This is a genomic window from Bradyrhizobium sp. GW821-FHT13H05, from assembly GCF_058804065.1.
The window spans coordinates 57,877-80,140 of sequence record NZ_JBXAPO010000015.1 but is presented as its reverse complement, the minus strand read 5'-3'; the positions used below and the strand labels follow the sequence as shown (position 1 = coordinate 80,140).

Sequence of the window (22,264 nt, the reverse complement as noted above, 5' to 3'; positions counted from 1 at the left end):
GCTGTGCGCTCGTGCCCCCCGCTGCAGCACATCGGGGACACGAGATCGGCGTCTGCGGTTACGCCGCGATCCGCTGCTCGACCGGGGTCGTCAGGTATTTCAGCGCTCTGGCGTGATCGAGGTCGGGAACCGCGATGGCCGTGTGGCTGTACATTGCGCTGGTCCGGGTATTTGCGATCCTGTCGAGGATCTCTTTGCCCTTGATGACGTGGAGGCCCATGCCATCGTCAGCAGGGAAGATCGCCAGCACCACGTCGTAGGCCGCGATCACCGCCTTGAGCGCTTCGGCCTTGTCTTCGGCGATATCGACAAACACGCGAACATCGGCTGCGAGTTCACGCAGCTCGTCAAAATCCAGCACTGTGGGGGTACTCCAACGCAACGATACTGAAGAGAGCTTGAAGGCGTTGGGTTACTGAAGTCTGAACAGCGCGTGTCTGGCCACAGGTTTCACGATGAGGTGAATCCTTGAGGAGGATGCGCCGGTTCGTTGACGCTGGCGACGGAGCGGGCCTATGAGACACGGAACCAATCGCATCGATCCGAGCAGGAGACTTGAGGTGAGCGACAAGACCATGTTGGCCGGCCAATGCCATTGCGGCGCGGTGCGTTTCGAGGCGACGCTGAGCGACGGTTTCAACTCGATCCGCCGCTGCACCTGCTCCTACTGCCGGATGCGCGGCGCCGTCGTCGTCATGGCGGAGATGGGCGGGATCAAATTCCTGAAGGGCGAGGAGGCGCTGACGAGCTACCGCTTTCACACCGGAGCTGCGCAGCACTTCTTCTGCGCCCGCTGCGGCATCTACACCCATCATCAGCGGCGATCCGATACGACGCTCTATGCCGTCAACGTGGCGTGCCTGGACGGGGTGAGCCCGTTCGATTTCCCCGAGGTGCCCGTCATGGACGGCATCAATCATACCAACGACACCGGCAAGCCGACGCGCCGCGCCGGCACGCTGCGCTTCATCCCGGCGGACTGACGTCAGCTGCCTTGCGCCAGCGCATCGGAAGAATGCCGTTCTTCCTGAAACGGCCGAGGAAGCCGAAGCGATCGGCTTGCGGATTGGGGCCGGCCTCGATCGTGGTGCCGAGGATCTGCACGACATCGGTCTCGTCGTAAGCCGGCCAGGGCGGCAGGCCGGGCCCGTTGGGGTCCCCGCACATTGCGAAATTCACCCAATAGCTCATCATTACTTGCGACAGCGCGCGGTCAGCCTCGGCCGGCGGCAGGGTGCTGCCGATCACGCCTTGCGGGGTCAGCGTGCCGAACACGAAGGGGATGTCGGTGACGTGCGAGGCGATCGGCGTGTAAGGCGAGGTGTAGTTGAAATGGTAGCCGTAGACGGGCGTGCGACGGCTTGCGCTGTGCATCCGCAGCCATTGCCAGCACTGCTCGCCGACCACCATGTCGCCCGTGAGCGCGGCGGCGGACACCCTGGCCTGCGCGTCGGTGTCGGCGGGATAGAGGTTCAGAAAATCGGCAAGGTGCTCCTTGCCGAACATGTGCCCGGCTGCGGCGCGAAAGGTTTGCGCCGATTGCGCGGGAAGGGATTGCGACATGAAGGGGAATTCCTCCGCGCTGTTCCAGCCGGCCAGCAGGGGGATGTGCATCTGGGCAGCCTCGAGGAAGCGTCGCGCGGGCACGTCCGGGATCACGTGACAATCGATGCTCGGTGAGAACGCGGCCGTGACGTGGTCGCGCTCGAAACTCCAGGGCGCGGCTGCGTTCAGCTGCTCGGCCGGCATGGTGCGCAAGGCCGCGATCGACGCGTTGCCTTGCGAACGCGCGAAAGCGAGGCCGCGCGCGCGGGCTTCGTCGAAACCTTGGAGAGGGCCGCGCCGGCCGTCCCAGAATGCGCCGCTTTGACCGATGGCCTTGTGGAAGAGGCCATGCGCGAGCGGCGAGGCCATCAGAATGCCGACGGCCATGGCGCCGGCGGATTCGCCGAACAAGGTGACGTTATCGGGGGTGCCGCCGAAGGCGGCGATGTTGGCCTGGACCCAGCGCAGCGCTGCGAGCTGATCCTGCAGGCCGTAATTGCCTGATGGTGCCTCTGCATCGAGATCGGGATGGGCGAGAAAGCCAAGAATGCCGAGGCGGTAGTTGAAGCTGACGACGACAACGCCTCTGTCTGCCAGCAGGCGGCCATCGGTGGCGGGATTGGCCGAGGAGCCAAACTGGAATCCGCCGCCGTGAATCCACACCATCACCGGCCGCTTCTCGTCGGCCGTTGTCGCTGATGTCCAGACGTTGAGATAAAGGCAGTCCTCAGCGCGTGGCCCCGGCCGAGGATCGTTCTTAAGGGACGACAGGCACCCCGCGCCGAAGCTCTGCGCATCGCGCACGCCATGCCAGGGCGCCGGCGGCTGAGGTGCGCACCAGCGCAGCGGGCCGATCGGCGGTGCGGCGTAGGGAATGCCCTTGAACGCCAGCACGCCGCTGGCGTCGCGAGGCAGGCCGCGCACCTGGCCGGCTTGCGTGCGAACCAGCCGGCCCAGTCCGGCGGCTGTGGCGATCATCGGGCCATGCACGGTCGCATCTCCTTGATTTGAGGCGATGTGAGATCTATCGGCTTTCCGGATGGATGAATTTGCGTATAATCGCAACTGATCGCTAAAAACAGTCAATGATGAGACAGCCGCTTCGCTACCCGCTGCGTTACCCCTGGCTCGACCTGGATGTGGACGATCGCTCCGCGCCGGTCATTGCCGTGCGCGTCGATGCCGACGGGACGAAGGGCGAGGTGCCGGACCACAGCCATCGCAAGGGGCAGCTGGTGGTCTCGCTCGGCGGTGGCGTCACCTGTCGCGTTCCGAGCGGCTTGTGGATGGTGCCGCCGCATTGTGCGGTCTGGATCCCGAGCGGCATGGCGCACAGCAATCGCGCCACCGCGAATGCGCGGCTGTTCTTCGTGTACATCGAGGCGGAGCTGGTCCAATTGCCGGAGCAGTGCTGCACCATCTCGATCTCGCCCTTGCTGCGCGAATTGATCGTCGAGCTGTCCGATGGTCTGCAGCACGACGAGGCGAGGCGGGAGCGGTTGATCGGCGTGCTGCTCGGTGAGCTACCGCTTATGCCGGTGCAGCAATTACATTTGCCGCTATCGAGCGAGCCGCGTGTGATGCGCATCGCAGCAGCGCTCGCGGACAATCCGGCAGACCGTCGCACGCTGGCGGAATGGGCGGGGCACGTCGCGCTCAGCGAGAGCAGTCTTGCGCGCCTCGTGGTGAAGGAGACCGGCCTGACCTTCGGACGCTGGCGCCAGCAGCTGCATCTGATCGTCGCGATCCGGGAGCTCGCCGCGGGCGCGAGCGTGCAGCAGGTCTCGGCCGACCTCGGCTATGAATCGGTGACGGCCTTCATCACGATGTTCAGGAAGGCGCTGGGAAAGCCACCAGCCGCGTATATCAACAGTGTCGCGCGAGAGGCGGGGTCACAGCCGTCTCATTCCTGACCGTTCGCGGTGCGGAATCACCTCGTCATGTCGTGGCTGATATAGCGCGCACCCTTACGGTCAATACGGGGCAGGGGCCCCCAAAAGAGGCGGAACTCCCGTCAAACTGCGGCTTGCGTTTTCGGCCTCGATGGGTTCTAAGCCCGGTGACTTCCTGACCGATGGCATGACCACAGAGCGCGCTGCGCGGCTTTGTCGCGTGCCCGGCAAGTTTCCTCACAGCTCCCGCGCCCCCAATCCAAAGGATTTTTGACATGGCGAAGATGACCAAGACTCAATTGATCGATGCGATTGCCGAGGGCACGCAGCTCTCGAAGAACGACGTGAAGTCGGTCATCGAGTACATGGCGACGGTCGGCTACAAGGAGCTCAACGAGTCCGGCGAGTTCGTTATTCCCGGTTTCGTGAAGATGTCGGTCGTGAACAAGCCGGCGACCGAAGCCCGCATGGGCGTCAATCCCTTCACCAAGGAGCCGATGCAGTTTGCCGCAAAGCCGGCGAGCAAGTCGGTGAAGGCCTCGCCGCTGAAAGTGGCCAAGGACTCCGTCTGATCCAGACCCTCGCGCGCCATTTGCGTGCGCTCAAAGCCCCGTTCCGATGGCCTCGGAACGGGGCTTTCGTGTTTTGCGCGGCCGGCGGCGCGCAGTCCACAAAAGCGAAAACCCCGCCGGGGGGAAGCGGGGCTTTCTGATGGGGTGAAGCCTGGGGGAAGCTTCATTGATGAGACGCGCGAGCGCGAAGAAAGGTTCACGTCGGACGGCGAGATCGTTCAGCCTGACAAAGAAAAACCCCGCGCTTTCGCACGGGGCTTTCCGAACTGACGGCGATGGGATTTCAGCGCCTGGCCGTCAGCGAGTGGTTCTAACTTAAGGTTGAAAATCCAAAAAGCAACAGCGCCGCGGTGACGGAGTATGTTCGTCAGGCGGCGCTGCCATATGACTGGGCGCTGAAATCCCCAGCTCCCGTGGGTCGGCGCGGTTCCGAAAAGGTTCAAGGCGATTGCGCGGGAAAACGTGCGCGGAGGTCTGGACTTTTTGTTCTCATTTTGTTCTTATGGCTAACCTTGGAGGTGACTCATGACTGTCGACAAACAGCGCGAAGTGATCAGGCTCTGGAACGTGCTCAGGAAGGTCGAGGGCCCGGCCGCAGAGGAACTCCGCATCCAGATCCTGGAATGCTTCTCCGAAAAGGACAAGGCGAAGAAGGCGGCTTGAGGCGGCCCGGCCGTGATCGACGGCACGCGGCAACCGGCAGGCGCGATCCTGTTCCTGAGTACGCGCCTGGCCGGACCTCCGCGAACAGACGCGCGCGATGTTGGCCGCGTGGCCGATCCGAAGCTGGTCATCGTGATCGTCGTTACGTCGTCTTGAAATTCCTGTCGCCGAAGATGGCTGCCGCCGAGTACGAGACGGCGCGCGTTTTCATCGATCGTTAGGAAACGAATCTCACCGATTTTCTCGACTCCGATTCGTTCTTTGAGAACGAAATGGAGTCGGATGCGGAACAAGTCGGGTCTGCTTGAATCTCGATGCCGCACCTGTGTCAGAACGAGCCAGCGAGAGGTGTCGCGCGGTCCCACTCTCGTCTCCGCCTAGGGAACGAGCAGCGGGAGAGCGACATGGACGCGTGCTGGTTTGTCGAGACGTTCGTCGAGATCGCAGAACTGGCTTGGTCCAATCGGCATCCGCGGGTTCGCACAGGCAGGCCGTCGGTGCCGCAGGTGCCACTGCCGCAATCGAAATCCCTCGAGCCGATGTGACTGCGCATTGGTACGCGCGATCGACACCAGTTGTTAGGAGTTGCTCCGCGCCGATTTCTTCGATTCCGATTCGTTCTTCGGGAACGAAATGGAGTCGAAGCTGGAACAAAGCCGGTCGGCAGATCGTCCGCCGGTGCGGCCCAGGTTTTCGCAGCGCTCGCCACGCTGACGCGTGCGCAAATTGCTAACGAAAGCTTGTGCGGAAGCCGATAACCCTATTCGGTTAGGTTAAAAGCCCAATCGCGTTGCGCTTGGCGCTGCTTGGAGTAGGTGTTCTTGCAAGGACAAGAACGACTTTGCCAAGAAGCAGCTTTTGCCATGACACCTTTTTCAGAACCGTCTTTTTACCAGGGCGACCGCCACACCTACCGGCGCGTTGCTATCGTCGGCACGCTTTTCTGCCTCGCTTTCGTGGTGATCAGCTTCTCGCTGCGGCCGCAGCTCGAGGACACCCGCGTCGCGGTCAAGGCCGACCGGCTGGTGCGCACGGCGGGCCAGGCGCCGCACGCCAACTAGCGCTCGTCGCCGTAGATGTGATCGTCGGCAGTCGCGCGCCGGCACGAGGCGCCGCTGCTTGCGAGCGCGACGAAGCCGGCATAGCCGGACAGGTTGAGCAGAACTTCGAGCCAGACGGGCATCTCGGGTCTCACTTGCACGAAGACGACCTTAACGTGTGCGCGAAACGCTTGTTCCCGGCTCGCGAATAAATACCCGCTCACAGCGGAGTGGTGGGATCGAGCCGTCGGCCGAGGGTCGCGACGGTTTTGCTCGACGGCGCCTGCTTGAGGAACTCGGCGATCGCCCGCGCCAGCTCGCCGTCGCTCATCGGAGCCGAAGGCGGGCGCAGCGTACCGACTCCGAAATTGCGGACGATCTCGTCGTAGTGCTCATCGCCCGATCTGGGAACAAGCCGGCGGATGCGGGCCAGCAAAGCGGATATCGGCAATCGGTGGTCCTCCCAGTGTCTCCATTCCGTTGGCAGCAATTGATGTCTGCTGCCATTTGCTTTCTTGAAACGGAAAACCCCGCCAGCATCGCGGAGGATACTGACGGGGCTTTCGTGCTGTCGCCTCTACCGGATAGCGGAGGCTCTGCACTCCCAGCTTCAATACGGACAGTGCACTTTCGTTCCGCCTCCAGCGAGATTTTTTGACGGCTTTCGGTTCCGCATCCCGCGCAACCATCGCAGGCGGGGGGCGTTGTCTCAGCAGATGTGAAGGAGGAGAGTATGAAGAAGACATTGGCAGTTCTGGCCACCGTCGCAGCCGTCGGCGTGACCGCGGTTGCGGCACCTGCGCCCGCCGAGGCGCGCGGTCGCGGCATCGGCCCGGGCCTCGCATTTGGCCTCGCCGCCGGCGCGATCACCGCGGGCGCTGTCGCCGCGTCCCATCCGTACGGCTATGGTCCGGGCTACGGCTATTACGGCGGCCCCGCCTATTATGACTACGGCCCTGGCCCTTATGCCTATTACGGTGGCGGGCCGTACTACCGGCACCACCACTATTACCGTCACTGGTAACGGCTGAACAAATGAAAAGCCCGGAGCGATGCTCCGGGCTTTTTTCATGTGCATCGATCAGAACTGACTTATGGCCAGAGCGAGGGCCGTTCCGCCTTGCGGGCGTTGTCGAGCGTCGAGACGAAATACTCTTCGCGCTCGCGCTTGAATTTTTCCTGCGTGGCACGGAAGGCGGCGACACGGGCGGCGATCTCTTCGCGTTCGCGGATCTTGCGCTGTTCGTCTTCGGTCATGTCAAATCCCCTCTACACCTGAGTATGTGTGCACTACTGAACTCAAGCACTGCCGCCGCATCACCCTGAGTCGCGTTCAACACATGCATTGGCGCTTCTGATTGGGGCGTCAATGGGGAGGAGGCATTGCAGGATTGTGATAAGCGAAGGGCGGAAAAAATTGCCGCCCATGTTTTTCTTTTCGTTTTGCTTTTCGTCGTCTTGGCGGTGGATAAGAACGTCAACAATCTTGTCGCTTGCATGCAACCCAGCTAGCCCCAGACGCAAATCGCAAGAACAAATCAGGCGGCCAAAGATGGCGAAGATCGATCGGGACTCGTTGAGCATCGAAGAGCTGGCCGAGCTGCGCGAGCGCGCCAACGCAAAGCTGCTGGAGAAGGTTGCTGCGCGGCAGGCGGAGCTCGAGGCCGAGCTCGAAAGACTCTCCCAATATGGCAAGCCGGCGAAGAAGGCCGCGCTCGCGCCGAAGCCGCGCAAGGGAGGCGACAAGGGAGACGATAAGGGCCGTGACAGGGACGACGCGGACAAGCACGACGTCGCGACGGCGGCCTGACGCGCGCCTACCTGCAGTAAGGCAGGTCGCGGGCGTCACGAGGTGACGGCAACATCCACCGCGGGCATGCTATAGAGCCGTGCTCGGACAAGGGATGGCTTGCCCATGATTGCATCGGATCTTCGCAGCGGTGTTGAACGTCTCGGTGACATGATCGCCGAAGCCAGGACCATCGTGCCGTTCACCGGCGCCGGCATCTCGACCGAGTGCGGCATCCCCGATTTCCGCTCGCCCGGCGGAATTTGGACGCGCTACCGCCCGATCGAATTCGGCGAATTCGTCGCCAGCCAGGACGCGCGCGACGAATCCTGGCGCCGTCGCTTCGCGATGGAGGAGGTTTTTGCGGCGGCCAAGCCCGGCCGCGGCCATCGCGCGCTTGCCTCGCTCTACCGCGCCGGCAAGGTTCCCGCCATCATCACCCAGAACATCGACAATCTGCACCAGGCCTCGGGCTTCGCTGCGGAGCACGTGATTGAACTTCACGGAAATACCACTTATGCGCGCTGCATCGGATGTGGGCAGGCCTATCAGCTCGACTGGGTGAAGCGCCGTTTTGACGAAGAGGGCGCCGCACCCAACTGCACCATGTGCGATGAGCCGGTAAAGACCGCCACGATTTCGTTCGGCCAGATGATGCCCGAGGATGAAATGCAGCGCGCAAGTGAGCTGTCGCGAGCCTGCGACCTCTTCATCGCGATCGGTTCCTCGCTCGTCGTATGGCCAGCGGCGGGCTTTCCGATGATGGCGAAGAACGCCGGTGCACGTTTGGTGATCATCAATCGCGAGCCGACAGAGCAGGACGAGATCGCCGACCTCGTCATCCGCCACGACATCGGCGAAACGCTCGGACCCTTTGTCGCCAATTGAGGCGTTAATTTGATTCGCGGCTGTGCAAGCTGTTCATAGGTTCCGGCGAATCTCTTTTTTATCTATGCGTCGCAACCGGGAGTGTTATCTTTTGAGTCGAAAGATTCGCGTCGCGTCGAATTGAGAACATTCTCTTAAGACGCGTGATTCGAGCGCCGCCAATGTGGCGGGTTGCATGGCATGTGTGGGGTCCGGGGTTATGGGGTCGTCGGACGGATTTGAGTCCAAGAAGCTTGGAGTTCCCGGGCAGGGCACTTCGCCAGGGCGTTTGACGCCGGGCGAGCATGGCAGCTCCGGCCGCGACAGCGCGCTGAGCCCCTTCACCGGACTGGGCGAGGCGAGCGCGAACCTCGTCGAAGTCCATGGCGTCATCAAATGGTTCGACGCTTCCAAGGGCTACGGCTTCATCGTTCCCGACAATGGGTGGCCCGATGTGCTCCTGCACGTTACCGTGCTTAGGCGCGACGGCTTCCAGACCGCTTACGAGGGCGCACGCATCGTCGTCGAGTGCATCCAGCGCGCCAAGGGCTACCAGGCCTTCCGCGTGGTCTCGATGGACGAGTCGACCGCGATCCATCCGGCCCAGATGTTGCCGCCGCGCACCCATGTCACGGTCACCCCGACCAGCGGGCTCGAGCGGGCGCAGGTCAAATGGTTCAACCGGCTGCGCGGCTTCGGCTTCCTGACCTGCGGTGAGGGCACGCCCGACATCTTCGTGCACATGGAGACGCTGCGCCGCTTTGGCATGACCGAGTTGCGCCCCGGCCAATATGTGCTGGTTCGCTTTGGGCCCGGTTCCAAGGGCATGATGGCCGCCGAGATCCATCCCGAGACCGGATCGCCGGGCCTGCAGTCGCACTAGAGCTTTTCCCGTTCCGATGGAATCGGAACGGGACTCTAGATTCTAGTTTCGACGCGTTTTCTTGACGCGAACCCGTATCCACTTCGCTCGAAAACGCTCTAGCGTACGCCAATTCCCGCAATCGTGAGCAGAGGCGCGCTGGCCAGCCAGCGCGCCTCTGGCTTTTCCGGGAGGCCCCGCGTAAGCACTGATCCAGTCTCACACGCCGCCGAGTGTCGTTTCATGCGTTTTGCCAAGGAATTTACGAAGGGTTTTGCCGGCTGGCTCGCCGCGATTCTCGTCATCGCCGGTTTCGCGGTCACGAGCGCACCGATCGACGCCGCCAGTTTCCATCCACTCAAGATCGTCACGGCGAACGGCGTGCGGGCGTTCTCGGTGGAGATGGCGACAACCGAGCAGGAGAAGCAGACCGGGCTGATGTACCGCAAGGAGCTGGCCGACGGCAAAGGCATGCTGTTCGACTTCAAGTCCGAGCAGGACGTGTCGATGTGGATGAAGAACACCTATGTCTCGCTCGACATGATCTTCATCCGCGCGGACGGCAGCATCCTGCGGATCGCCGAAAAGACCGAGCCGCTGTCGACCAGCATTATCTCGTCCGAGGGGCCTGCGCGGGCGGTCCTGGAGGTGGTGGCGGGGACGGCGCAGAAATACGGCATCCGTCCGGGTGATCGCGTCGAACATCCGCTGTTCGCCGGCAAATAGGGCGGCCCGGCCAGGCGCATTGCCAGCCTTGCTGGCGCGCCTGGAAGCGTGTATCGACGGGGCTCACCGGACATTCGGGGTATAGCGCAGCCTGGTAGCGCGGCAGTTTTGGGTACTGCAGGTCGTTGGTTCGAATCCAGCTGCCCCGACCAGTCCCGGGCTTGAACCTCCTTCAACTCACCGGACATTTCGACCCGCGGATTCTCCCTCCGTCGCCGCTGGGCGTCAGGGCGGCCGCGCATTGCCGCGACATGTTGTCCGCCACGCAACCTCCGCGTCAGCCTCGCGTGCACTATCTCTGCGCGTGCAATGGGGGAATGACGGACATGTTGAAAGCTCTCTGCGGTGTGGCGATTTTCGCCCTGTCCACGACGATGGCATCTGCGGCTGATCGCGCGCTACAGGCGCCTCCAGTGGCTCGAGTTACCTTCGATTGGACCGGCTGTTATATCGGCGGTCATCTCGGCGGCGTCGCGAGCGACGATCGCACGATCAACAGTGCCGGCGGCACGCTCGATTTCGGCGCGGCCGGCTTCGTCGGCGGCGGACAGGTCGGCTGCGACCATCAATTCGCATCCAATTGGGTCGCGGGCGTCGAAGGCCGCGCTGCATGGTCGAGCCTCTCGAGCCACCATGGCAGCAATGTGATATTTCCCGCGCTCGGCAACCTCGTCGTGCCGGCGCGGTTCGGCCTCAAGAATGATTTCCTGGCCTCGGTCACCGCACGGTTCGGCTACGCCTATGGCTCAGGCTGGTTGTTCTACGCGCGCGGCGGTGTCGCCTGGACGCACGAGAAGGTCGATGATGCGTATGTCAGTCCGGCCGCCGGTTTCGCGATCGATCCCAGCGCGTCGGTGATGCGGACCGGTTGGACGTTGGGTGCCGGCGTGGAATGGGCATTCGCGACGGATTGGTCGGCCAACGTCGAATACAATTACCACGACTTCGGCACGAAGGGCCCGATCCAGCTGATCAGTCCGGCCGACACCATCACGGTAGCCCACCTCAAGGACACGATCCATGCCGCGACGGTCGGTGTGAACTACCACTACTGATAGAAACGTTGTTGCTGGCCTCGGGCGCGGAAATCGATGGCAATCGAATTTTCCGCGCCGCCAGCGCCTGATTCGTCTGCCCGCCGCGTTGAAGGGGAGAATAAGGCGCGCAACCGTTGCTGCGCCCGGGGCTCCCTCAGGCGAGGTTTTCATGTCGATCAGTGCGATTGCATCAACCAATGCGGTGGCGACGACGTCAGCCTCGACCGCCACGTCGTCGTCATCAGCGACATCATCGTCAGCAGCGACATCGGCGTCAGAGACGTCCTCGACCTCGGCGACATCATCCTCACAATCGGCGGGCGGAAGCTCGGGCTCGGGCGGCGGTGGTTCGGCCAAGACTGTCGTCAGCGAGGTCTCCATCACCATCGACGGCATCACCACCACCACGATCACCTATTCCGACGGCACGACCGAGGTCGAGACCTCGGCAAGCGCGCAAAACAGCCAAGGCAATCAGACGGGACAGACCTACAACGCGCAAGGCTCGCTCGGCACGAATGCCCAGGGTGCATCCAGCGCCGGCGTCTAACCGGGCTTGATGGCCGGAGTGGGCACATGGCCTATTGCGTCGTGAGACACCCGGCCTGAAACAGGCGGGAAGCCTTGCGAAGCCCTGGCGTTCATTCTCCGCGCCACGCGACTTCTGCGTGATTTTTCAAGGCATTGGGGTGGGCCTGCCGTGCAGATTTCTTCAAGTTGCATCGAACCTTTGGCTGTCGCCATAGACATACGGGTATTGGGGATTTCAGCGCCCAATATCTAAACGGACGCCGCCAAGCGATGATATTCCGCTTGCGCGGCGTTGCGCTTTTCAGGCTTTACGTTTTTCAGATCCGGCCAATCAGCTCGATGCGTGCCAGCCGGGCGGAAACGGCACGAACGGCCAGACCACATGGTTGTCGTTGGCGGGCTTCGGCGGCTCCTGAACCGACGTCCTGATGAGTGGAGCAGGCGGCGTCGATCGCACCGCCAAGCGCAAACATGCACATTGCAAATTCATTTGTGGTTGCCCCAGCCAGTAAGTCTTTTTCAAAATTCCAGTTATCAAATTCGACGTCAGTTCAAAAATTTCCGCGCATCCAAAACGGCGCGCTCATTCTCAAATCGTGCACGCACTCTAGAAAATCCAGCGTGGTCTTTCAACTGGTCTCGCCACTAACCCAGGCAAGTAAGGTTGATCGGTTAGGTTAAGGGTGAGCGGTTGTTGCGGTCGCCTCGGTGATTGTTATCAGATCGGCGCCGGCTTGCGATGGGCTGCCTGAAATCCGTGCTCACACAAGGTCACAGTTCGTTGCTACGCTCATATCCTGCGAGTTCTGCGTCATGTCTTTCGAGCGCAACTTCAAAACCGCTGGTCCGAAGTCAAACTGGACCGAGATCTGGCACCTCTGGACCGTGATCGTACCGCGCCGCTCGATCAACGGGCAGCTCGTGGTCGGCAAGGTCTGGCGTCGGCACGACGGCCGCGACTGGATCTACAAGAAATTCACGGAGTACGACAGCGAAGCGGCGGCCTAGAGGGCCGCCCGCACTCCGTCGAGATCTATCTCAGTGCCGCTCGCCGGCCGCCGATCCAGGTGCTTGCACGCGCGGCAGCGGAATTTTGAAGTGACGCTTCGCGTAGGCGACGATTTCGTTGTCGGAAGGATGGTCGGCTGCTTCCACGGCAGCAATCCGCTTGGCGAGCTCGGGCGCGTGCGCATGGATGTGACTGCCGAGTTCGGTCTTCGCGCTCGCCGGGCCGATGATCAGGACTTCGCCGGCATCGGCGAGGGCTTTGGTGACCTCGGCGTAGAACGCCTTGTCAGCCGCTGCGTTGCCGCTGCCGATCGCATTGGCCTTGTGATGAAGATGGCGCGTTGCGAGCTGCGGATGCAGCGTGATCTCGTCGGAGCCGCTCAAGCCGAGATGAAATATCCTGGCCTGCGAGTGGTCGATCCATACCACAGCGTGAAAATGGGAGGGCATGTGCTTTGGCCTTGTCCGGGAGGAGGTCGCCGACGCCGGTGTGGCGAGGCGAATAGCGGCGACCCTAGGTCGGCCGCCGCCGGATGTGGTTGACCCACGTCAATCCGATCCTGGTCGAATCGCAAGCGGCATCGGAACCCTCGGAAGAGCGGACGCCGTCGGCTCAAGCGGCCTTTGCAGGTGCGCTGGCTGCCGGCTTGGCCGGCGGCGGCTTCAGCGGCTTGTCCTGCCGCTTCGACCACGAGATGTAATAGGCCACCGTCGTCATGATCGCGATGCCGGCGATGCTGACGAACAGCTGCGCGAACAGCGAGCCCGAGCTCATCGACAGCTCGAAATGGCCGACAAAGGACAGGAACACGCCGACGCAGAACACGGCGAGCGATTGCTGGCCGCAGACGATCACCGGATCGAAGATCTTCCACTCCAGGCCGGGCCAATCCTTCGGCACGAAGCGGATCACCAGGAGCACGATCACGACGAAATGGATGAAGCGGTAGGGCGCCAGATTGGTCTTGTCGTTGGGGTTGAAGGCCGAGAACAGCCATTCCGGGAGCATGCCGGCGAGGGCCGGGAAGCGGCCGGCCATGGTCATGACCAGTGCGAACAGGAGATAGCCGAGGCAGAGATAGAGCGTGATCGGCGCGTTGATCACCGTCATCGAGCGCCGCGCGCCGCCCATCGCACACCAGGCGCCGAACACGAACAGCACCTGCCAGCAATAGGGGTTGAAGTACCACTGGCCGGCCGGATAGGCGTTCAGATTCCAGCCGAAATGGCGTGCGGAGAGCCACAGCACGATGGACAGCACCATCGTCAAATCGGGCTTGCGCAGCATGAACCACAGCACCGGCGGAAACAGTCCCATCAGCACGATATAGAGCGGCAGCACGTCGAGATTGAGCGGCTTGAAGCGCAGGAACAGGCCCTGGCGCAGCGTCTCGGTGGCGTTGTCGACGAGGCCGGCGACGTTGAACTCGTTGATCATCTCGGAATCGCCGAAGCGCAGTGCCAGATAGCTGATCGAGGCGATGTAGATCACGAACAGGATGATGTGGGCGACGTAGAGCTGCCAGACCCGCTTGGTGAGACGGGTGGCGCCGACGATGAAGCCGCGGTCCAGCATCATCCGCGCATAGACGAAGGAGGCGGTGTAGCCGGAGATGAAGACGAACAGGTCGGCCGCATCGGAAAAGCCGTAGTTGCGGGTCGTGATCCAGTTCACGACGTTGTCCGGGATGTGATCGAGGAAGATCGCCCAGTTGGCGATGCCGCGAAACAGGTCGAGCCTGAGGTCGCGGCCTTTCTCGGGGAGCGTGGCGTTGATGTTCAGGAAGGCCATGCGACGGAAGCTCTCGAAGGGGACAGATACGCTGAAGTCGGCGAGGCGGTGCCGCCAGGCGGGACCCCGGGGCAGAGGGCGGGTACGCAATTGTCACGGTGCAGCATAATGACTATACCCATCGGTGAGGGTACCCCGGGGGCCGGAATCACCGATCAGTTCCCGAAAGGTGTCTCTATACTATGCCCATGGTTTCCACCAACTGCTACCGTGACGCATCGAAATCGAACGATCAAGACGAAGAGGCCCGGACCACCAATGACCGCACGCATTTTCAAGCCCGCCAAGAACGCGATGCAATCCGGCCGGTCCAAGACCAAGGAATGGCAGCTCGATTATGAGCCGGAGCAGCCGCGTTCGGTCGAGCCGCTGATGGGCTGGACCTCGTCCGGGGACATGAAGCAGCAGATCACGCTGCGCTTCCACACCAAGGAAGAAGCCGTCGCCTATTGCGAGCGCAAGGGCATCGCCTACCAGGTGATCGAGCCCCAGGATTCGATCCGCCGCCCGGTCGCGTATGCGGATAATTTCTCGTTCCGGCGCGGCGAGCCCTGGACGCATTGAGGGGCGGGCGGACGAGCCCCTTCCCAAGACTTGGTGAAACCGTCATGCCCGGGCCTGTCCCGGGCATCCGCGTTTTGGCGGCAGATGAAGAACGTGGATGGCCGGAACGTCGCGAGCGGAAGCGACGCCATCCTTCGGACGGCTATGCCCGGCCATGACGATGCGGGCAGTTCGCCTCCCAGCCCCTTGGCACGAATTCCGCCTCATGCTTCGCTGCCTGCCATAACGGGATCATGACGAGGTGGGGGATGGCCGGGCGTGACCAGCTCGACGGCGTCGATCTGAAGATACTCTCCGAGCTGCAACAGGACGGGCGTATCCGCAACAACGAGCTGGCGCTGCGCGTCGGCGTGTCCGCGCCCAACTGCCTGCGGCGGCTGAAATCGCTGTTCAGCCGCGGCGTGATCCGGGCGGTGAGGGCCGTCATCGACGAGCGGCGGCTCGGCTATGAGGTGGTGTCGTTCGTCTCGATCCAGCTCGGCAGCCAGGCCCAGCCGGTGCTGGAGGCATTCGAGAGCTCGATCGCGGCGATCCCGCGCATCCAGCAGTGCTGGCGGATCTCGGGGGACACCGACTATCTCCTGAAATGCGTGGCGCCGAGCGTCGAGAGCATGCGCCAGCAACTGCTGCACTTCGCCGCGATGCCAAACGTGAAGAACGTCCGCAGCTTCCCGGTGCTGGGCGTCGCAAAGGACGAGCCGCTGCCGTTGCAGGAGTTGGCTGCCGCGCCGGCAGGATAGGCTGCTCGGCAGATCTTCGATCATCGAAATTCCGAAGCGTCGGGCCTGTTCCCCCCAAACACGTCGATTCGGATAATGTCATAAAAGCTTAGTAACTCACCTAACTGTGACATGTGATTTGCGAAGCCCTGCAATGCGCGGGACCGTGATTGCCGGTCACGGCGCGCTGCCTAGATGCGAGATGTGAACCTCAGCCTGCGTCGCACGCTGAGGGTGCTTTTGTGGGACCCTAAGCAGGAAAAGACATCATGACATCGACCTCGAAGACGATCGCAACGTCTGCTGCGACGCTGTTTGCGTCTGCGTTTCTTGTTCTGTCGGCGCCGGCTGCGAAGGCCGACGATTACTGCATCACCAACGGCGCCCAGGCGGCACATGGCTGCGGCTATCCGACGATGGAAGCCTGCCGTCAGGCAGCCGGCGGCATCGGCGGCTCGTGCTCGCAGGCCGGCGGCGCGAAGACCAGCAACGATGCGCTCGCGTTCCAGCCGAAGCAGGCGAAGCAGCCCAAGGCTCGCCAGGGCGCGCAGAACTAACGCCTGACATCGGGACCTGATCCGGGAGATTGCGGCCTCCGAGAGTGATCTCGGAGGCCGTCAATTTATGACAAGCAGGTAACGGCGCTCTTCAGCGATACCTGCCGCGAAACTCGCGGGGACTGGCGCCGGTCCAGGTGCGGAAGGCGCGCGAAAAACTCTTCTCGTTACGGAAGCCGGCGATCTCCGCGATCCGCTTGATCGGGGTGCGGCCGCGCATCAGCTCCTGTTTTGCCAGTTCGAACTTTGCCTCTTCCTTGAGATCGCGCAGCGAGGTTGCTTCCTCGCGCAGACGCCGGTGCATGGTGCGGGTGGAGAGCGCCAGCTCGCTTGCGACATCTTCCGCGCCGAGACTGCGGCCGCGCGCATTGCGCAGCACGCGGCGAACCCGCTCGACCAGCAGCCGGTCGCGCCGATAGGGCAGCACGGTCAGGCGCAGTGCGCCCTTGAGCATGTTGTCGAGATCGGCGGCGCTGCGCGTGAGCGGCAGCGAGAGGTAGTGCTTGTCGAAGACGATGCTGGCGTGGTCCGCGTCGAAACGTACGTTCCGGCAAAAGATGGTGGGATAGACCGAGACGTGGCCGGGCTCGGAATGGGGGAATTCAGCCGCGCGAAGTGCGATCCTGGAATCGACCGCCCAGCAGGAGAAGCCGAGAGCGTAGCGGAGCAGGGTGACCAGGCAGAATTCGCGGAAAGGCCCGAGGTCACGCAGCTCCCGGATGGAGACCACCGCGGTCTCCTCGCCAATTTCGAGATCGAGCAGCACGTCCTCGGTGAGCAGGCGGTGATGCCGGCACCAGCGCTTGAGCGCGACCTCGAGCGTTGGCGCCGTGATCGAGGCGCGGCACAGCATGCCGTAGGTGCCGAAGGGCAGCCGGCGCGAGAACCAGCCCAGCGCCTCGTCGTCGAGCTCGCGCATGGCATGGCCCGCCAGCGCCTCGAACTGCGCCGCCGTAACCCGCCCGTCCGGAGAGTTGACAAGGTCTGGCGCTACCTGACCCCGGCTCAGCGCCTCCGCGGGGTCGCGGCCGTAGCGCGCATAGGCGGCCACCACGCCGCGGACGAAGGCGGCGGGGGTCACGGCGCGGCGCGGGAGCGCGGTTGCGGTCTGAAATGGCATCGGGTTCCCTCACGGAAATCCTCGCCAAGTTTGGCGGAAAATGCAACCTTTTCGACCGCAGAAGGGCCCTGATGCCGCTAGGTTCGGTGCCAAATTACGGAGGAATCGCCTTGAATATCCCGAGCATCGATTTCGATCTGGGCGAAGACATCGGCATGCTGCGCGACACGCTCCGCGCATTCGTGGAGGCGGAGATCACCCCGCGCGCGGCCGAGATCGAGAAGGCCAATCTGTTCCCGGCGGACCTCTGGAAGCGCCTTGGCGACCTCGGCCTGCTCGGCATGACCGCGCCGGAGCAATATGGCGGCTCCAACATGGGCTATCTCGCCCACATCGTCGCCATGGAGGAGGTTTCGCGTGGCTCGGCGGCCGTCGGCCTGTCCTACGGCGCGCACTCCAACCTCTGCGTCAACCAGATCCGCCGTAACGGCAATGAGGCGCAGCGGCAGCGCTACCTGCCAAAGCTGATCTCCGGCGACTATGTCGGCGCGCTCGCGATGTCCGAGCCCGGCGCCGGCTCCGACGTTGTCTCGATGAAGCTGCGTGCGGACAAGCGCGGCGACCGCTATGTGCTGAACGGCTCGAAGATGTGGATCACCAATGGCGGCGACGCCGATGTGCTGGTGGTCTACGCCAAGACCGATCCCGAGGCCGGCCCGCGCGGCATGACCGCCTTCCTGATCGAGAAGGGTTTCAAGGGTTTCACCCACGGCCAGCATCTCGACAAGCTCGGCATGCGCGGCTCCAACACCTACCCGCTGTTCTTCGACGAGTGCGAGGTGCCCGAGGAGAACGTGCTCGGCAAGGTGGGCGAGGGCGTCAAGGTGCTGATGTCCGGCCTCGACTATGAGCGCACGGTGCTGTCGGGCGGCCCGCTCGGCATCATGGCGGCCTGCATGGACGCGGTGGTGCCTTACATGCACGAACGCAAGCAATTCGGCCAGCCGATCGGCGACTTCCAGCTGATGCAGGGCAAGCTCGCCGATATGTATGCGACTTGGCAGTCGGCCCGTGCCTATGTCTACGCGGTGGGACGCGCCTGCGACCGCGCCGACCACGCGCGCAGCTTACGCAAGGATGCAGCCGCTGCGATCCTCTATTCCGCGGAGAAGGCGACGTGGATGGCGGGCGAGGCGATCCAGGCGCTGGGCGGCGTCGGCTATACATCCGAATTTCCGGTCGGACGTTTGTGGCGCGACGCAAAACTCTACGAGATTGGCGCGGGCACCTCGGAGGTTCGCCGCATGCTGATCGGCCGCGAGCTGATGGCGGAAACCGCTTAAGCCTCCACGCAATTGGAATTCCCGCGAAACTGGTCCAACCTGTCCGCGGCCTCTCACCACGTCACCAGAAACGCGGGACTTACATGCCGCTCCATTCCAGCATCGATCCGTCTTCATCCGACTTTGCGCGCAATTCCGAGGCGATGCGCGGTCTCGTCGCCGATTTGCGCGAAAAGCTCGCCCAGGTCGCCGGCGGCGGCGGCGAAGTCTCGCGCAACCGCCACACCTCGCGCGGCAAGATGCTGGCGCGCGAACGCGTCGACCTCCTGGTCGATCCCGGCACCTCGTTCCTGGAGCTGTCGCCGCTCGCGGCCTACGGCCTCTATGGCGGCGACGTGCATTCGGCCAGCGTCGTCACGGGGGTGGGGCGCATCGCGGGCCGCGAATGCGTTGTTGTCGCCAACGACGCCACCATCAAGGGCGGCACCTATTACCCGATGACCGTGAAGAAGCATCTGCGTGCGCAGGACGTGGCGCGGCAGAACAATCTTCCCTGCGTCTACATGGTCGATTCCGGCGGCGCCTTCCTGCCGCTCCAGGACGAGATATTTCCGGACGAGCGCCATTTCGGCCGCATCTTCTACAACCAGGCGCAGATGTCTTCACAGGGCATTCCGCAGATTGCGATCGTGATGGGCTCCTGCACCGCCGGCGGCGCCTATGTGCCGGCGATGTCGGACGAGAGCATCATCGTGCGCAATCAAGGCACCATCTTCCTCGGCGGCCCGCCGCTGGTGAAGGCGGCCACCGGCGAGGTCGTGAGCGCGGAGGAGCTCGGCGGCGCCGACGTGCATTCGCGCCAGTCGGGCGTGACCGATCACTACGCCCAGAATGACGCCCATGCGATCGGCATCGCCCGGCGCATCGTCGGCACGCTGAAACCGTCGACGCGGCCGAACCTCAACATGCATCCGCCGCGCGATCCGCTGTTCGCTGGGGAGGAGATCTACGGCGTGGTGCCGGTCGACGGCAGAAAGCCGTTCGACGTGCGCGACATCATCGCGCGCGTCGTCGACGGCTCGGAGTTCGACGAGTTCAAGAAGCTGTACGGGACGACGCTGGTGTGCGGCTTCGCTCACATCTGGGGCTATCCGGTCGGCATCATCGCCAACAACGGCATTTTGTTCAGCGAGAGCTCGCTGAAGGGGGCGCATTTCATCGAGCTGTGCTGCCAGCGCGGCATTCCGCTGGTGTTCCTGCAGAACATCACCGGCTTCATGGTCGGCAAGAAGTACGAGGCCGGCGGCATCGCGCGCGATGGCGCCAAGCTGGTCACGGCGGTTGCGACCGCCTCGGTGCCGAAGTTCACCGTGGTGATCGGCGGCTCCTACGGCGCCGGCAATTACGGCATGTGCGGCCGCGCCTACTCGCCGCGCTTCCTCTGGATGTGGCCGAATGCGCGCATCTCGGTGATGGGGGGCGAGCAGGCCTCGATGGTGCTGAGCCAGGTCCGGCGCGACAATATCGAGGCCAAGGGCGATAGCTGGTCGAAGGAGGAGGAAGACAAATTCCGCAAGCCGATCCGCGACCAGTATGAGAGCCAGGGGCATCCGTACTACGCCACGGCGCGCCTGTGGGACGACGGTGTGATCGATCCGGCAGACACAAGGCTCGTGCTCGGGCTTGGCCTCTCGGCGGCGTCGAATGCGCCGATCGAGCCGACGAAATTCGGCCTGTTCAGGATGTGATGCGATGGACCGCTCAAAGCTCTACCGCCGTTTTCGCACCCTCCTGATCGCCAACCGCGGCGAGATCGCCTGCCGCGTCATCCGCACCGCGCGCGCAATGGGCCTGCGCACGGTCGCGGTCTATTCCGAGGCCGACCGCGACGCGATGCATGTCGCGCTCGCCGACGAGGCCGTGCTGCTCGGGCCCGCACGCGCCCGCGACAGCTATCTCAATGTCGAGCGGCTGATCGAGGCCGCGCGCAAGACCGGCGCGGAGGCCGTGCATCCCGGCTACGGCTTCCTGTCCGAGAATGCTGAATTCGCGCAGGCCTGTTACGACGCTGGCCTCGTCTTCGTCGGACCGACCGCCGGAATGATGACGGCGATGGGCTCGAAATCCGGCTCCAAGGCCCTGATGGAAAAGGCCGGCGTGCCGCTGGTGCCTGGCTATCACGGCGATGCGCAGGACGATGCCACGTTGGCAAAGGCGGCCGAGAAGGTCGGCTTCCCCATCCTGGTGAAGGCCTCCGCCGGCGGCGGTGGTCGCGGCATGCGGATCGTGCGCTCCGCCGACGAGCTTGGGCCCGCCGTCATCAGCGCCAAGCGCGAGGCCAAGGCCGCGTTCGGCGACGACCGCATGCTGATCGAGAAATATGTCGACAACCCCCGCCATATCGAGGTGCAGATCATTGGCGACAGCCACGGCAATCTGCTCTCGCTGTTCGAACGCGAATGCACGCTGCAGCGGCGGCACCAGAAGGTGATCGAAGAGGCTCCGTCGCCGACGCTCAATCCGGCCCAGCGCGAGACGGTCTGCGCCGCCGCACGAAAGGCGGCGGGCGCGGTGAATTATGTCGGCGCCGGCACCATCGAGTTCGTCTCCGACGGCAAGGACGTGTTCTTCATCGAGATGAACACGCGCCTCCAGGTCGAGCATCCCGTGACCGAATTGATCACCGGGATCGATCTCGTCGAGTGGCAGCTGCGGGTCGCCTTCGGCGAGGCGCTGCCGCTAAAGCAGGATGAGATCCGCCTCAACGGCCATGCCGTCGAGGCGCGTGTCTATGCCGAGAACCCGACCAAGAACTTCATGCCGTCGGTCGGAAAGATCTCGACCTGGCGGCTACCTGCGGAGACTGGCGGCTTGCGCATCGATGCCGGCTATCGCGAGGGCGATAGCGTCTCGCCGTACTACGACGCCATGCTCGCAAAAATGATCGCGTGGGCGCCGACGCGGGATGTGGCGATCGATCGGTTGAACCGTGGGCTCGAAGACTCCGATGTCCGCGGCATCGTCACCAACATCCCGTTCCTGTCGGCGCTGATCACGCATCAAAAAGTGCGGGCCAATGCGATCGACACGGGCTTCATCGAGCGGGAGCTGGCGGTGCTGACGTCGGCCGCCGCAGCGCCGGGTGAGCTTGAGCTCTGCGCCGCGGTCGCGGCGGTCATCAACGGCGAGCGGCAGGCCGCACAGGGGGAGACGAATTCGCCCTGGCAGACCTTCGGCTGGATGCCGGTCGGCCGCCGCCAGCGCGGTTTCGCGTTCCGCGTCGGGCATGGGCCCGAGCAGAAAGTCACCCTGAACTATGGCAGCGGGCCGTCCACGCTGGTGATTGGCGAGCGCGAGCTGGCGTTCACGATCGCAGCGAAGGACGGCGGCTTCGATCTGACGCTCGACGGCGTCAAATCGTCCGTCGCGGCCGTGGTCGACGGCCACGAGCTGTATTTGCGCACGCGCAACGGCCGCTTCGATTTGCATTGGGTCGATCCTTTCGGCGGCGAGACCGAGGAGCAGACCGGCGCGGACAAGATCGCGGCACCGCTGCCGGGCACGGTCGTCGCCGTGCTGGCCGACGAGGGCGCCAGGCTCGAGAAGGGCGCGCCGATCCTCACGCTGGAAGTGATGAAGATGGAGCAGACGCTGCGGGCGCCCTATGCGGGCGTACTGAAGTCGATCAAATGCAAGGTCGGCGACATCGTCCAGGAAGGCGTCGAGCTCGCCGTGGTCGAGGCTTCGGGAGAATGAG

General features: G+C 63.5%; 28 protein-coding genes and 1 tRNA gene. 21 read left to right on the top strand and 8 right to left on the bottom strand.

Going from position 1 to position 22,264, the window contains the following annotated elements; translation table 11 throughout:
- Positions 1–58: 58 nt before the first annotated feature.
- Positions 59–361 carry a hypothetical protein gene (locus AC1RR3_RS31490; protein ID WP_492827989.1) on the bottom strand — a complete coding sequence of 101 codons (303 nt, stop codon included), beginning with the start codon at positions 359–361 and terminating at the stop codon, positions 59–61.
- A 214-nt stretch (positions 362–575) separates the two neighbouring features.
- On the opposite strand from AC1RR3_RS31490, the gene AC1RR3_RS31485 reads away from it, so the two are divergent.
- Positions 576–983, top strand: coding sequence for a GFA family protein (locus AC1RR3_RS31485; RefSeq protein ID WP_492828187.1), 408 nt, complete (start codon positions 576–578; stop codon positions 981–983).
- On the opposite strand, the gene AC1RR3_RS31480 is transcribed toward AC1RR3_RS31485, so the two are convergent.
- Positions 967–2,523 (bottom strand): carboxylesterase/lipase family protein, encoded by a 1,557-nt coding sequence (locus AC1RR3_RS31480; protein WP_492827987.1) that lies wholly within the window; start codon positions 2,521–2,523, stop codon positions 967–969. The genes AC1RR3_RS31485 and AC1RR3_RS31480 overlap by 17 nt on opposite strands.
- A gap of 110 nt (positions 2,524–2,633) precedes the next feature.
- On the opposite strand from AC1RR3_RS31480, the gene AC1RR3_RS31475 reads away from it, so the two are divergent.
- From AC1RR3_RS31475 to AC1RR3_RS31455, 5 genes are all read left to right on the top strand, one after another.
- Positions 2,634–3,458, top strand: a complete 825-nt coding sequence (locus AC1RR3_RS31475; RefSeq protein WP_492827985.1) for an AraC family transcriptional regulator — start codon at positions 2,634–2,636, stop codon at positions 3,456–3,458.
- A 254-nt stretch (positions 3,459–3,712) separates the two neighbouring features.
- Complete coding sequence (locus AC1RR3_RS31470) at positions 3,713–4,009, top strand: HU family DNA-binding protein (RefSeq protein WP_007591377.1); 297 nt, start codon at positions 3,713–3,715, stop codon at positions 4,007–4,009.
- Between the two features lie 525 nt (positions 4,010–4,534).
- Complete coding sequence (locus AC1RR3_RS31465; protein ID WP_492827982.1) at positions 4,535–4,672, top strand: hypothetical protein; 138 nt, start codon at positions 4,535–4,537, stop codon at positions 4,670–4,672.
- Between the two features lie 12 nt (positions 4,673–4,684).
- On the top strand, positions 4,685–4,828 hold the full coding sequence (locus AC1RR3_RS31460) for a hypothetical protein (protein WP_492827980.1): 144 nt from the start codon (positions 4,685–4,687) through the stop codon (positions 4,826–4,828).
- 707 nt (positions 4,829–5,535) lie between these two features.
- Positions 5,536–5,733, top strand: coding sequence for a hypothetical protein (locus AC1RR3_RS31455; protein WP_092182310.1), 198 nt, complete (start codon positions 5,536–5,538; stop codon positions 5,731–5,733).
- On the opposite strand, the gene AC1RR3_RS31450 is transcribed toward AC1RR3_RS31455, so the two are convergent.
- Together AC1RR3_RS31450 and AC1RR3_RS31445 are read right to left on the bottom strand one after the other, a co-directional pair.
- Complete coding sequence (locus AC1RR3_RS31450; RefSeq protein WP_492827978.1) at positions 5,730–5,855, bottom strand: hypothetical protein; 126 nt, start codon at positions 5,853–5,855, stop codon at positions 5,730–5,732. The two genes, AC1RR3_RS31455 and AC1RR3_RS31450, sit on opposite strands and share 4 nt — an antisense overlap.
- A gap of 77 nt (positions 5,856–5,932) precedes the next feature.
- The gene (locus AC1RR3_RS31445) at positions 5,933–6,163 is read right to left on the bottom strand and encodes a hypothetical protein (RefSeq protein WP_492827976.1); all 231 of its coding nucleotides are present in this window, start codon (positions 6,161–6,163) and stop codon (positions 5,933–5,935) included.
- A 282-nt stretch (positions 6,164–6,445) separates the two neighbouring features.
- Between AC1RR3_RS31445 and AC1RR3_RS31440 the strand changes: the two genes are divergently transcribed.
- A complete protein-coding gene (locus tag AC1RR3_RS31440; RefSeq protein ID WP_492827974.1) occupies positions 6,446–6,736 on the top strand; it encodes a hypothetical protein in 291 nt (96 codons plus the stop codon).
- Positions 6,737–6,804: 68 nt separating this feature from the next.
- Here AC1RR3_RS31440 and AC1RR3_RS31435 read toward each other — a convergent pair whose 3' ends face one another.
- Positions 6,805–6,969: a hypothetical protein gene (locus tag AC1RR3_RS31435; RefSeq protein WP_018457755.1), complete on the bottom strand. Its 165-nt coding sequence runs from the start codon at positions 6,967–6,969 to the stop codon at positions 6,805–6,807.
- Positions 6,970–7,264: 295 nt separating this feature from the next.
- On the opposite strand from AC1RR3_RS31435, the gene AC1RR3_RS31430 reads away from it, so the two are divergent.
- The 8 genes from AC1RR3_RS31430 to AC1RR3_RS31395 all read left to right on the top strand — a co-directional run bounded on the left by AC1RR3_RS31430 (position 7,265) and on the right by AC1RR3_RS31395 (position 12,532).
- Positions 7,265–7,522, top strand: coding sequence for a hypothetical protein (locus AC1RR3_RS31430; RefSeq protein ID WP_492827972.1), 258 nt, complete (start codon positions 7,265–7,267; stop codon positions 7,520–7,522).
- A gap of 105 nt (positions 7,523–7,627) precedes the next feature.
- The gene (locus AC1RR3_RS31425; RefSeq protein WP_492827971.1) at positions 7,628–8,389 is read left to right on the top strand and encodes an SIR2 family NAD-dependent protein deacylase; all 762 of its coding nucleotides are present in this window, start codon (positions 7,628–7,630) and stop codon (positions 8,387–8,389) included.
- A gap of 199 nt (positions 8,390–8,588) precedes the next feature.
- On the top strand, positions 8,589–9,251 hold the full coding sequence (locus tag AC1RR3_RS31420) for a cold-shock protein (protein WP_492827969.1): 663 nt from the start codon (positions 8,589–8,591) through the stop codon (positions 9,249–9,251).
- A gap of 222 nt (positions 9,252–9,473) precedes the next feature.
- The gene (locus AC1RR3_RS31415) at positions 9,474–9,956 is read left to right on the top strand and encodes a DUF192 domain-containing protein (RefSeq protein ID WP_492827967.1); all 483 of its coding nucleotides are present in this window, start codon (positions 9,474–9,476) and stop codon (positions 9,954–9,956) included.
- 75 nt (positions 9,957–10,031) lie between these two features.
- Positions 10,032–10,108, top strand: a tRNA-Pro gene (locus AC1RR3_RS31410).
- A 165-nt stretch (positions 10,109–10,273) separates the two neighbouring features.
- A complete protein-coding gene (locus tag AC1RR3_RS31405; RefSeq protein WP_492827965.1) occupies positions 10,274–11,011 on the top strand; it encodes an outer membrane protein in 738 nt (245 codons plus the stop codon).
- 151 nt (positions 11,012–11,162) lie between these two features.
- The gene (locus tag AC1RR3_RS31400; RefSeq protein WP_492827963.1) at positions 11,163–11,543 is read left to right on the top strand and encodes a hypothetical protein; all 381 of its coding nucleotides are present in this window, start codon (positions 11,163–11,165) and stop codon (positions 11,541–11,543) included.
- Positions 11,544–12,337: 794 nt separating this feature from the next.
- On the top strand, positions 12,338–12,532 hold the full coding sequence (locus AC1RR3_RS31395) for a hypothetical protein (RefSeq protein ID WP_492827961.1): 195 nt from the start codon (positions 12,338–12,340) through the stop codon (positions 12,530–12,532).
- A gap of 30 nt (positions 12,533–12,562) precedes the next feature.
- Here AC1RR3_RS31395 and AC1RR3_RS31390 read toward each other — a convergent pair whose 3' ends face one another.
- Both AC1RR3_RS31390 and AC1RR3_RS31385 read right to left on the bottom strand, forming a co-directional pair.
- The gene (locus AC1RR3_RS31390; protein WP_492827959.1) at positions 12,563–12,982 is read right to left on the bottom strand and encodes a translational machinery protein; all 420 of its coding nucleotides are present in this window, start codon (positions 12,980–12,982) and stop codon (positions 12,563–12,565) included.
- A gap of 163 nt (positions 12,983–13,145) precedes the next feature.
- Positions 13,146–14,324, bottom strand: coding sequence for an OpgC domain-containing protein (locus AC1RR3_RS31385; RefSeq protein WP_492827957.1), 1,179 nt, complete (start codon positions 14,322–14,324; stop codon positions 13,146–13,148).
- 258 nt (positions 14,325–14,582) lie between these two features.
- Between AC1RR3_RS31385 and AC1RR3_RS31380 the strand changes: the two genes are divergently transcribed.
- The 3 genes from AC1RR3_RS31380 (at position 14,583) to AC1RR3_RS31370 (ending at position 16,164) form a co-directional block, all read left to right on the top strand.
- The gene (locus tag AC1RR3_RS31380) at positions 14,583–14,888 is read left to right on the top strand and encodes an ETC complex I subunit (protein WP_283079339.1); all 306 of its coding nucleotides are present in this window, start codon (positions 14,583–14,585) and stop codon (positions 14,886–14,888) included.
- Between the two features lie 248 nt (positions 14,889–15,136).
- Complete coding sequence (locus AC1RR3_RS31375; RefSeq protein ID WP_492827955.1) at positions 15,137–15,628, top strand: Lrp/AsnC family transcriptional regulator; 492 nt, start codon at positions 15,137–15,139, stop codon at positions 15,626–15,628.
- Between the two features lie 248 nt (positions 15,629–15,876).
- Complete coding sequence (locus tag AC1RR3_RS31370) at positions 15,877–16,164, top strand: DUF3551 domain-containing protein (RefSeq protein ID WP_492827953.1); 288 nt, start codon at positions 15,877–15,879, stop codon at positions 16,162–16,164.
- A 91-nt stretch (positions 16,165–16,255) separates the two neighbouring features.
- Here the strand turns inward: AC1RR3_RS31370 and AC1RR3_RS31365 are convergent, their stop codons facing one another.
- Positions 16,256–17,284: an AraC family transcriptional regulator gene (locus AC1RR3_RS31365; protein WP_492827952.1), complete on the bottom strand. Its 1,029-nt coding sequence runs from the start codon at positions 17,282–17,284 to the stop codon at positions 16,256–16,258.
- A 71-nt stretch (positions 17,285–17,355) separates the two neighbouring features.
- Here AC1RR3_RS31365 and AC1RR3_RS31360 point away from each other — a divergent pair, with 71 nt between their 5' ends.
- The 3 genes from AC1RR3_RS31360 (at position 17,356) to AC1RR3_RS31350 (ending at position 22,263) form a co-directional block, all read left to right on the top strand.
- Positions 17,356–18,567, top strand: coding sequence for an isovaleryl-CoA dehydrogenase (locus AC1RR3_RS31360; RefSeq protein ID WP_492827950.1), 1,212 nt, complete (start codon positions 17,356–17,358; stop codon positions 18,565–18,567).
- An 83-nt stretch (positions 18,568–18,650) separates the two neighbouring features.
- Positions 18,651–20,255, top strand: coding sequence for a carboxyl transferase domain-containing protein (locus tag AC1RR3_RS31355; protein WP_492827948.1), 1,605 nt, complete (start codon positions 18,651–18,653; stop codon positions 20,253–20,255).
- Positions 20,256–20,259: 4 nt separating this feature from the next.
- Positions 20,260–22,263, top strand: coding sequence for an acetyl/propionyl/methylcrotonyl-CoA carboxylase subunit alpha (locus tag AC1RR3_RS31350; protein ID WP_492827946.1), 2,004 nt, complete (start codon positions 20,260–20,262; stop codon positions 22,261–22,263).
- Position 22,264: the final 1 nt, after the last annotated feature.

What these genes read in the sequence shown, in the direction of transcription:
- AC1RR3_RS31395 (WP_492827961.1), top strand. Translation starts at nt 12,338, where the DNA reads ATGTCTTTCGAGCGCAACTTCAAAACCGCTGGTCCGAAGTCAAACTGG.
- AC1RR3_RS31465 (WP_492827982.1), top strand. Translation starts at nt 4,535, where the DNA reads ATGACTGTCGACAAACAGCGCGAAGTGATCAGGCTCTGGAACGTGCTC.
- AC1RR3_RS31385 (WP_492827957.1), bottom strand. Translation starts at nt 14,324, where the DNA reads ATGGCCTTCCTGAACATCAACGCCACGCTCCCCGAGAAAGGCCGCGAC.
- AC1RR3_RS31420 (WP_492827969.1), top strand. Translation starts at nt 8,589, where the DNA reads ATGGGGTCGTCGGACGGATTTGAGTCCAAGAAGCTTGGAGTTCCCGGG.
- AC1RR3_RS31390 (WP_492827959.1), bottom strand. Translation starts at nt 12,982, where the DNA reads ATGCCCTCCCATTTTCACGCTGTGGTATGGATCGACCACTCGCAGGCC.
- AC1RR3_RS31480 (WP_492827987.1), bottom strand. Translation starts at nt 2,523, where the DNA reads ATGATCGCCACAGCCGCCGGACTGGGCCGGCTGGTTCGCACGCAAGCC.
- AC1RR3_RS31350 (WP_492827946.1), top strand. Translation starts at nt 20,260, where the DNA reads ATGGACCGCTCAAAGCTCTACCGCCGTTTTCGCACCCTCCTGATCGCC.
- AC1RR3_RS31370 (WP_492827953.1), top strand. Translation starts at nt 15,877, where the DNA reads ATGACATCGACCTCGAAGACGATCGCAACGTCTGCTGCGACGCTGTTT.
- AC1RR3_RS31355 (WP_492827948.1), top strand. Translation starts at nt 18,651, where the DNA reads ATGCCGCTCCATTCCAGCATCGATCCGTCTTCATCCGACTTTGCGCGC.
- AC1RR3_RS31485 (WP_492828187.1), top strand. Translation starts at nt 576, where the DNA reads ATGTTGGCCGGCCAATGCCATTGCGGCGCGGTGCGTTTCGAGGCGACG.
- AC1RR3_RS31380 (WP_283079339.1), top strand. Translation starts at nt 14,583, where the DNA reads ATGACCGCACGCATTTTCAAGCCCGCCAAGAACGCGATGCAATCCGGC.
- AC1RR3_RS31375 (WP_492827955.1), top strand. Translation starts at nt 15,137, where the DNA reads ATGGCCGGGCGTGACCAGCTCGACGGCGTCGATCTGAAGATACTCTCC.
- AC1RR3_RS31425 (WP_492827971.1), top strand. Translation starts at nt 7,628, where the DNA reads ATGATTGCATCGGATCTTCGCAGCGGTGTTGAACGTCTCGGTGACATG.
- AC1RR3_RS31405 (WP_492827965.1), top strand. Translation starts at nt 10,274, where the DNA reads ATGACGGACATGTTGAAAGCTCTCTGCGGTGTGGCGATTTTCGCCCTG.
- AC1RR3_RS31450 (WP_492827978.1), bottom strand. Translation starts at nt 5,855, where the DNA reads ATGCCCGTCTGGCTCGAAGTTCTGCTCAACCTGTCCGGCTATGCCGGC.
- AC1RR3_RS31440 (WP_492827974.1), top strand. Translation starts at nt 6,446, where the DNA reads ATGAAGAAGACATTGGCAGTTCTGGCCACCGTCGCAGCCGTCGGCGTG.
- AC1RR3_RS31435 (WP_018457755.1), bottom strand. Translation starts at nt 6,969, where the DNA reads ATGACCGAAGACGAACAGCGCAAGATCCGCGAACGCGAAGAGATCGCC.
- AC1RR3_RS31415 (WP_492827967.1), top strand. Translation starts at nt 9,474, where the DNA reads ATGCGTTTTGCCAAGGAATTTACGAAGGGTTTTGCCGGCTGGCTCGCC.
- AC1RR3_RS31400 (WP_492827963.1), top strand. Translation starts at nt 11,163, where the DNA reads ATGTCGATCAGTGCGATTGCATCAACCAATGCGGTGGCGACGACGTCA.
- AC1RR3_RS31365 (WP_492827952.1), bottom strand. Translation starts at nt 17,284, where the DNA reads ATGCCATTTCAGACCGCAACCGCGCTCCCGCGCCGCGCCGTGACCCCC.
- AC1RR3_RS31430 (WP_492827972.1), top strand. Translation starts at nt 7,265, where the DNA reads ATGGCGAAGATCGATCGGGACTCGTTGAGCATCGAAGAGCTGGCCGAG.
- AC1RR3_RS31475 (WP_492827985.1), top strand. Translation starts at nt 2,634, where the DNA reads ATGAGACAGCCGCTTCGCTACCCGCTGCGTTACCCCTGGCTCGACCTG.
- AC1RR3_RS31360 (WP_492827950.1), top strand. Translation starts at nt 17,356, where the DNA reads ATGCCGCTAGGTTCGGTGCCAAATTACGGAGGAATCGCCTTGAATATC.
- AC1RR3_RS31470 (WP_007591377.1), top strand. Translation starts at nt 3,713, where the DNA reads ATGGCGAAGATGACCAAGACTCAATTGATCGATGCGATTGCCGAGGGC.
- AC1RR3_RS31455 (WP_092182310.1), top strand. Translation starts at nt 5,536, where the DNA reads ATGACACCTTTTTCAGAACCGTCTTTTTACCAGGGCGACCGCCACACC.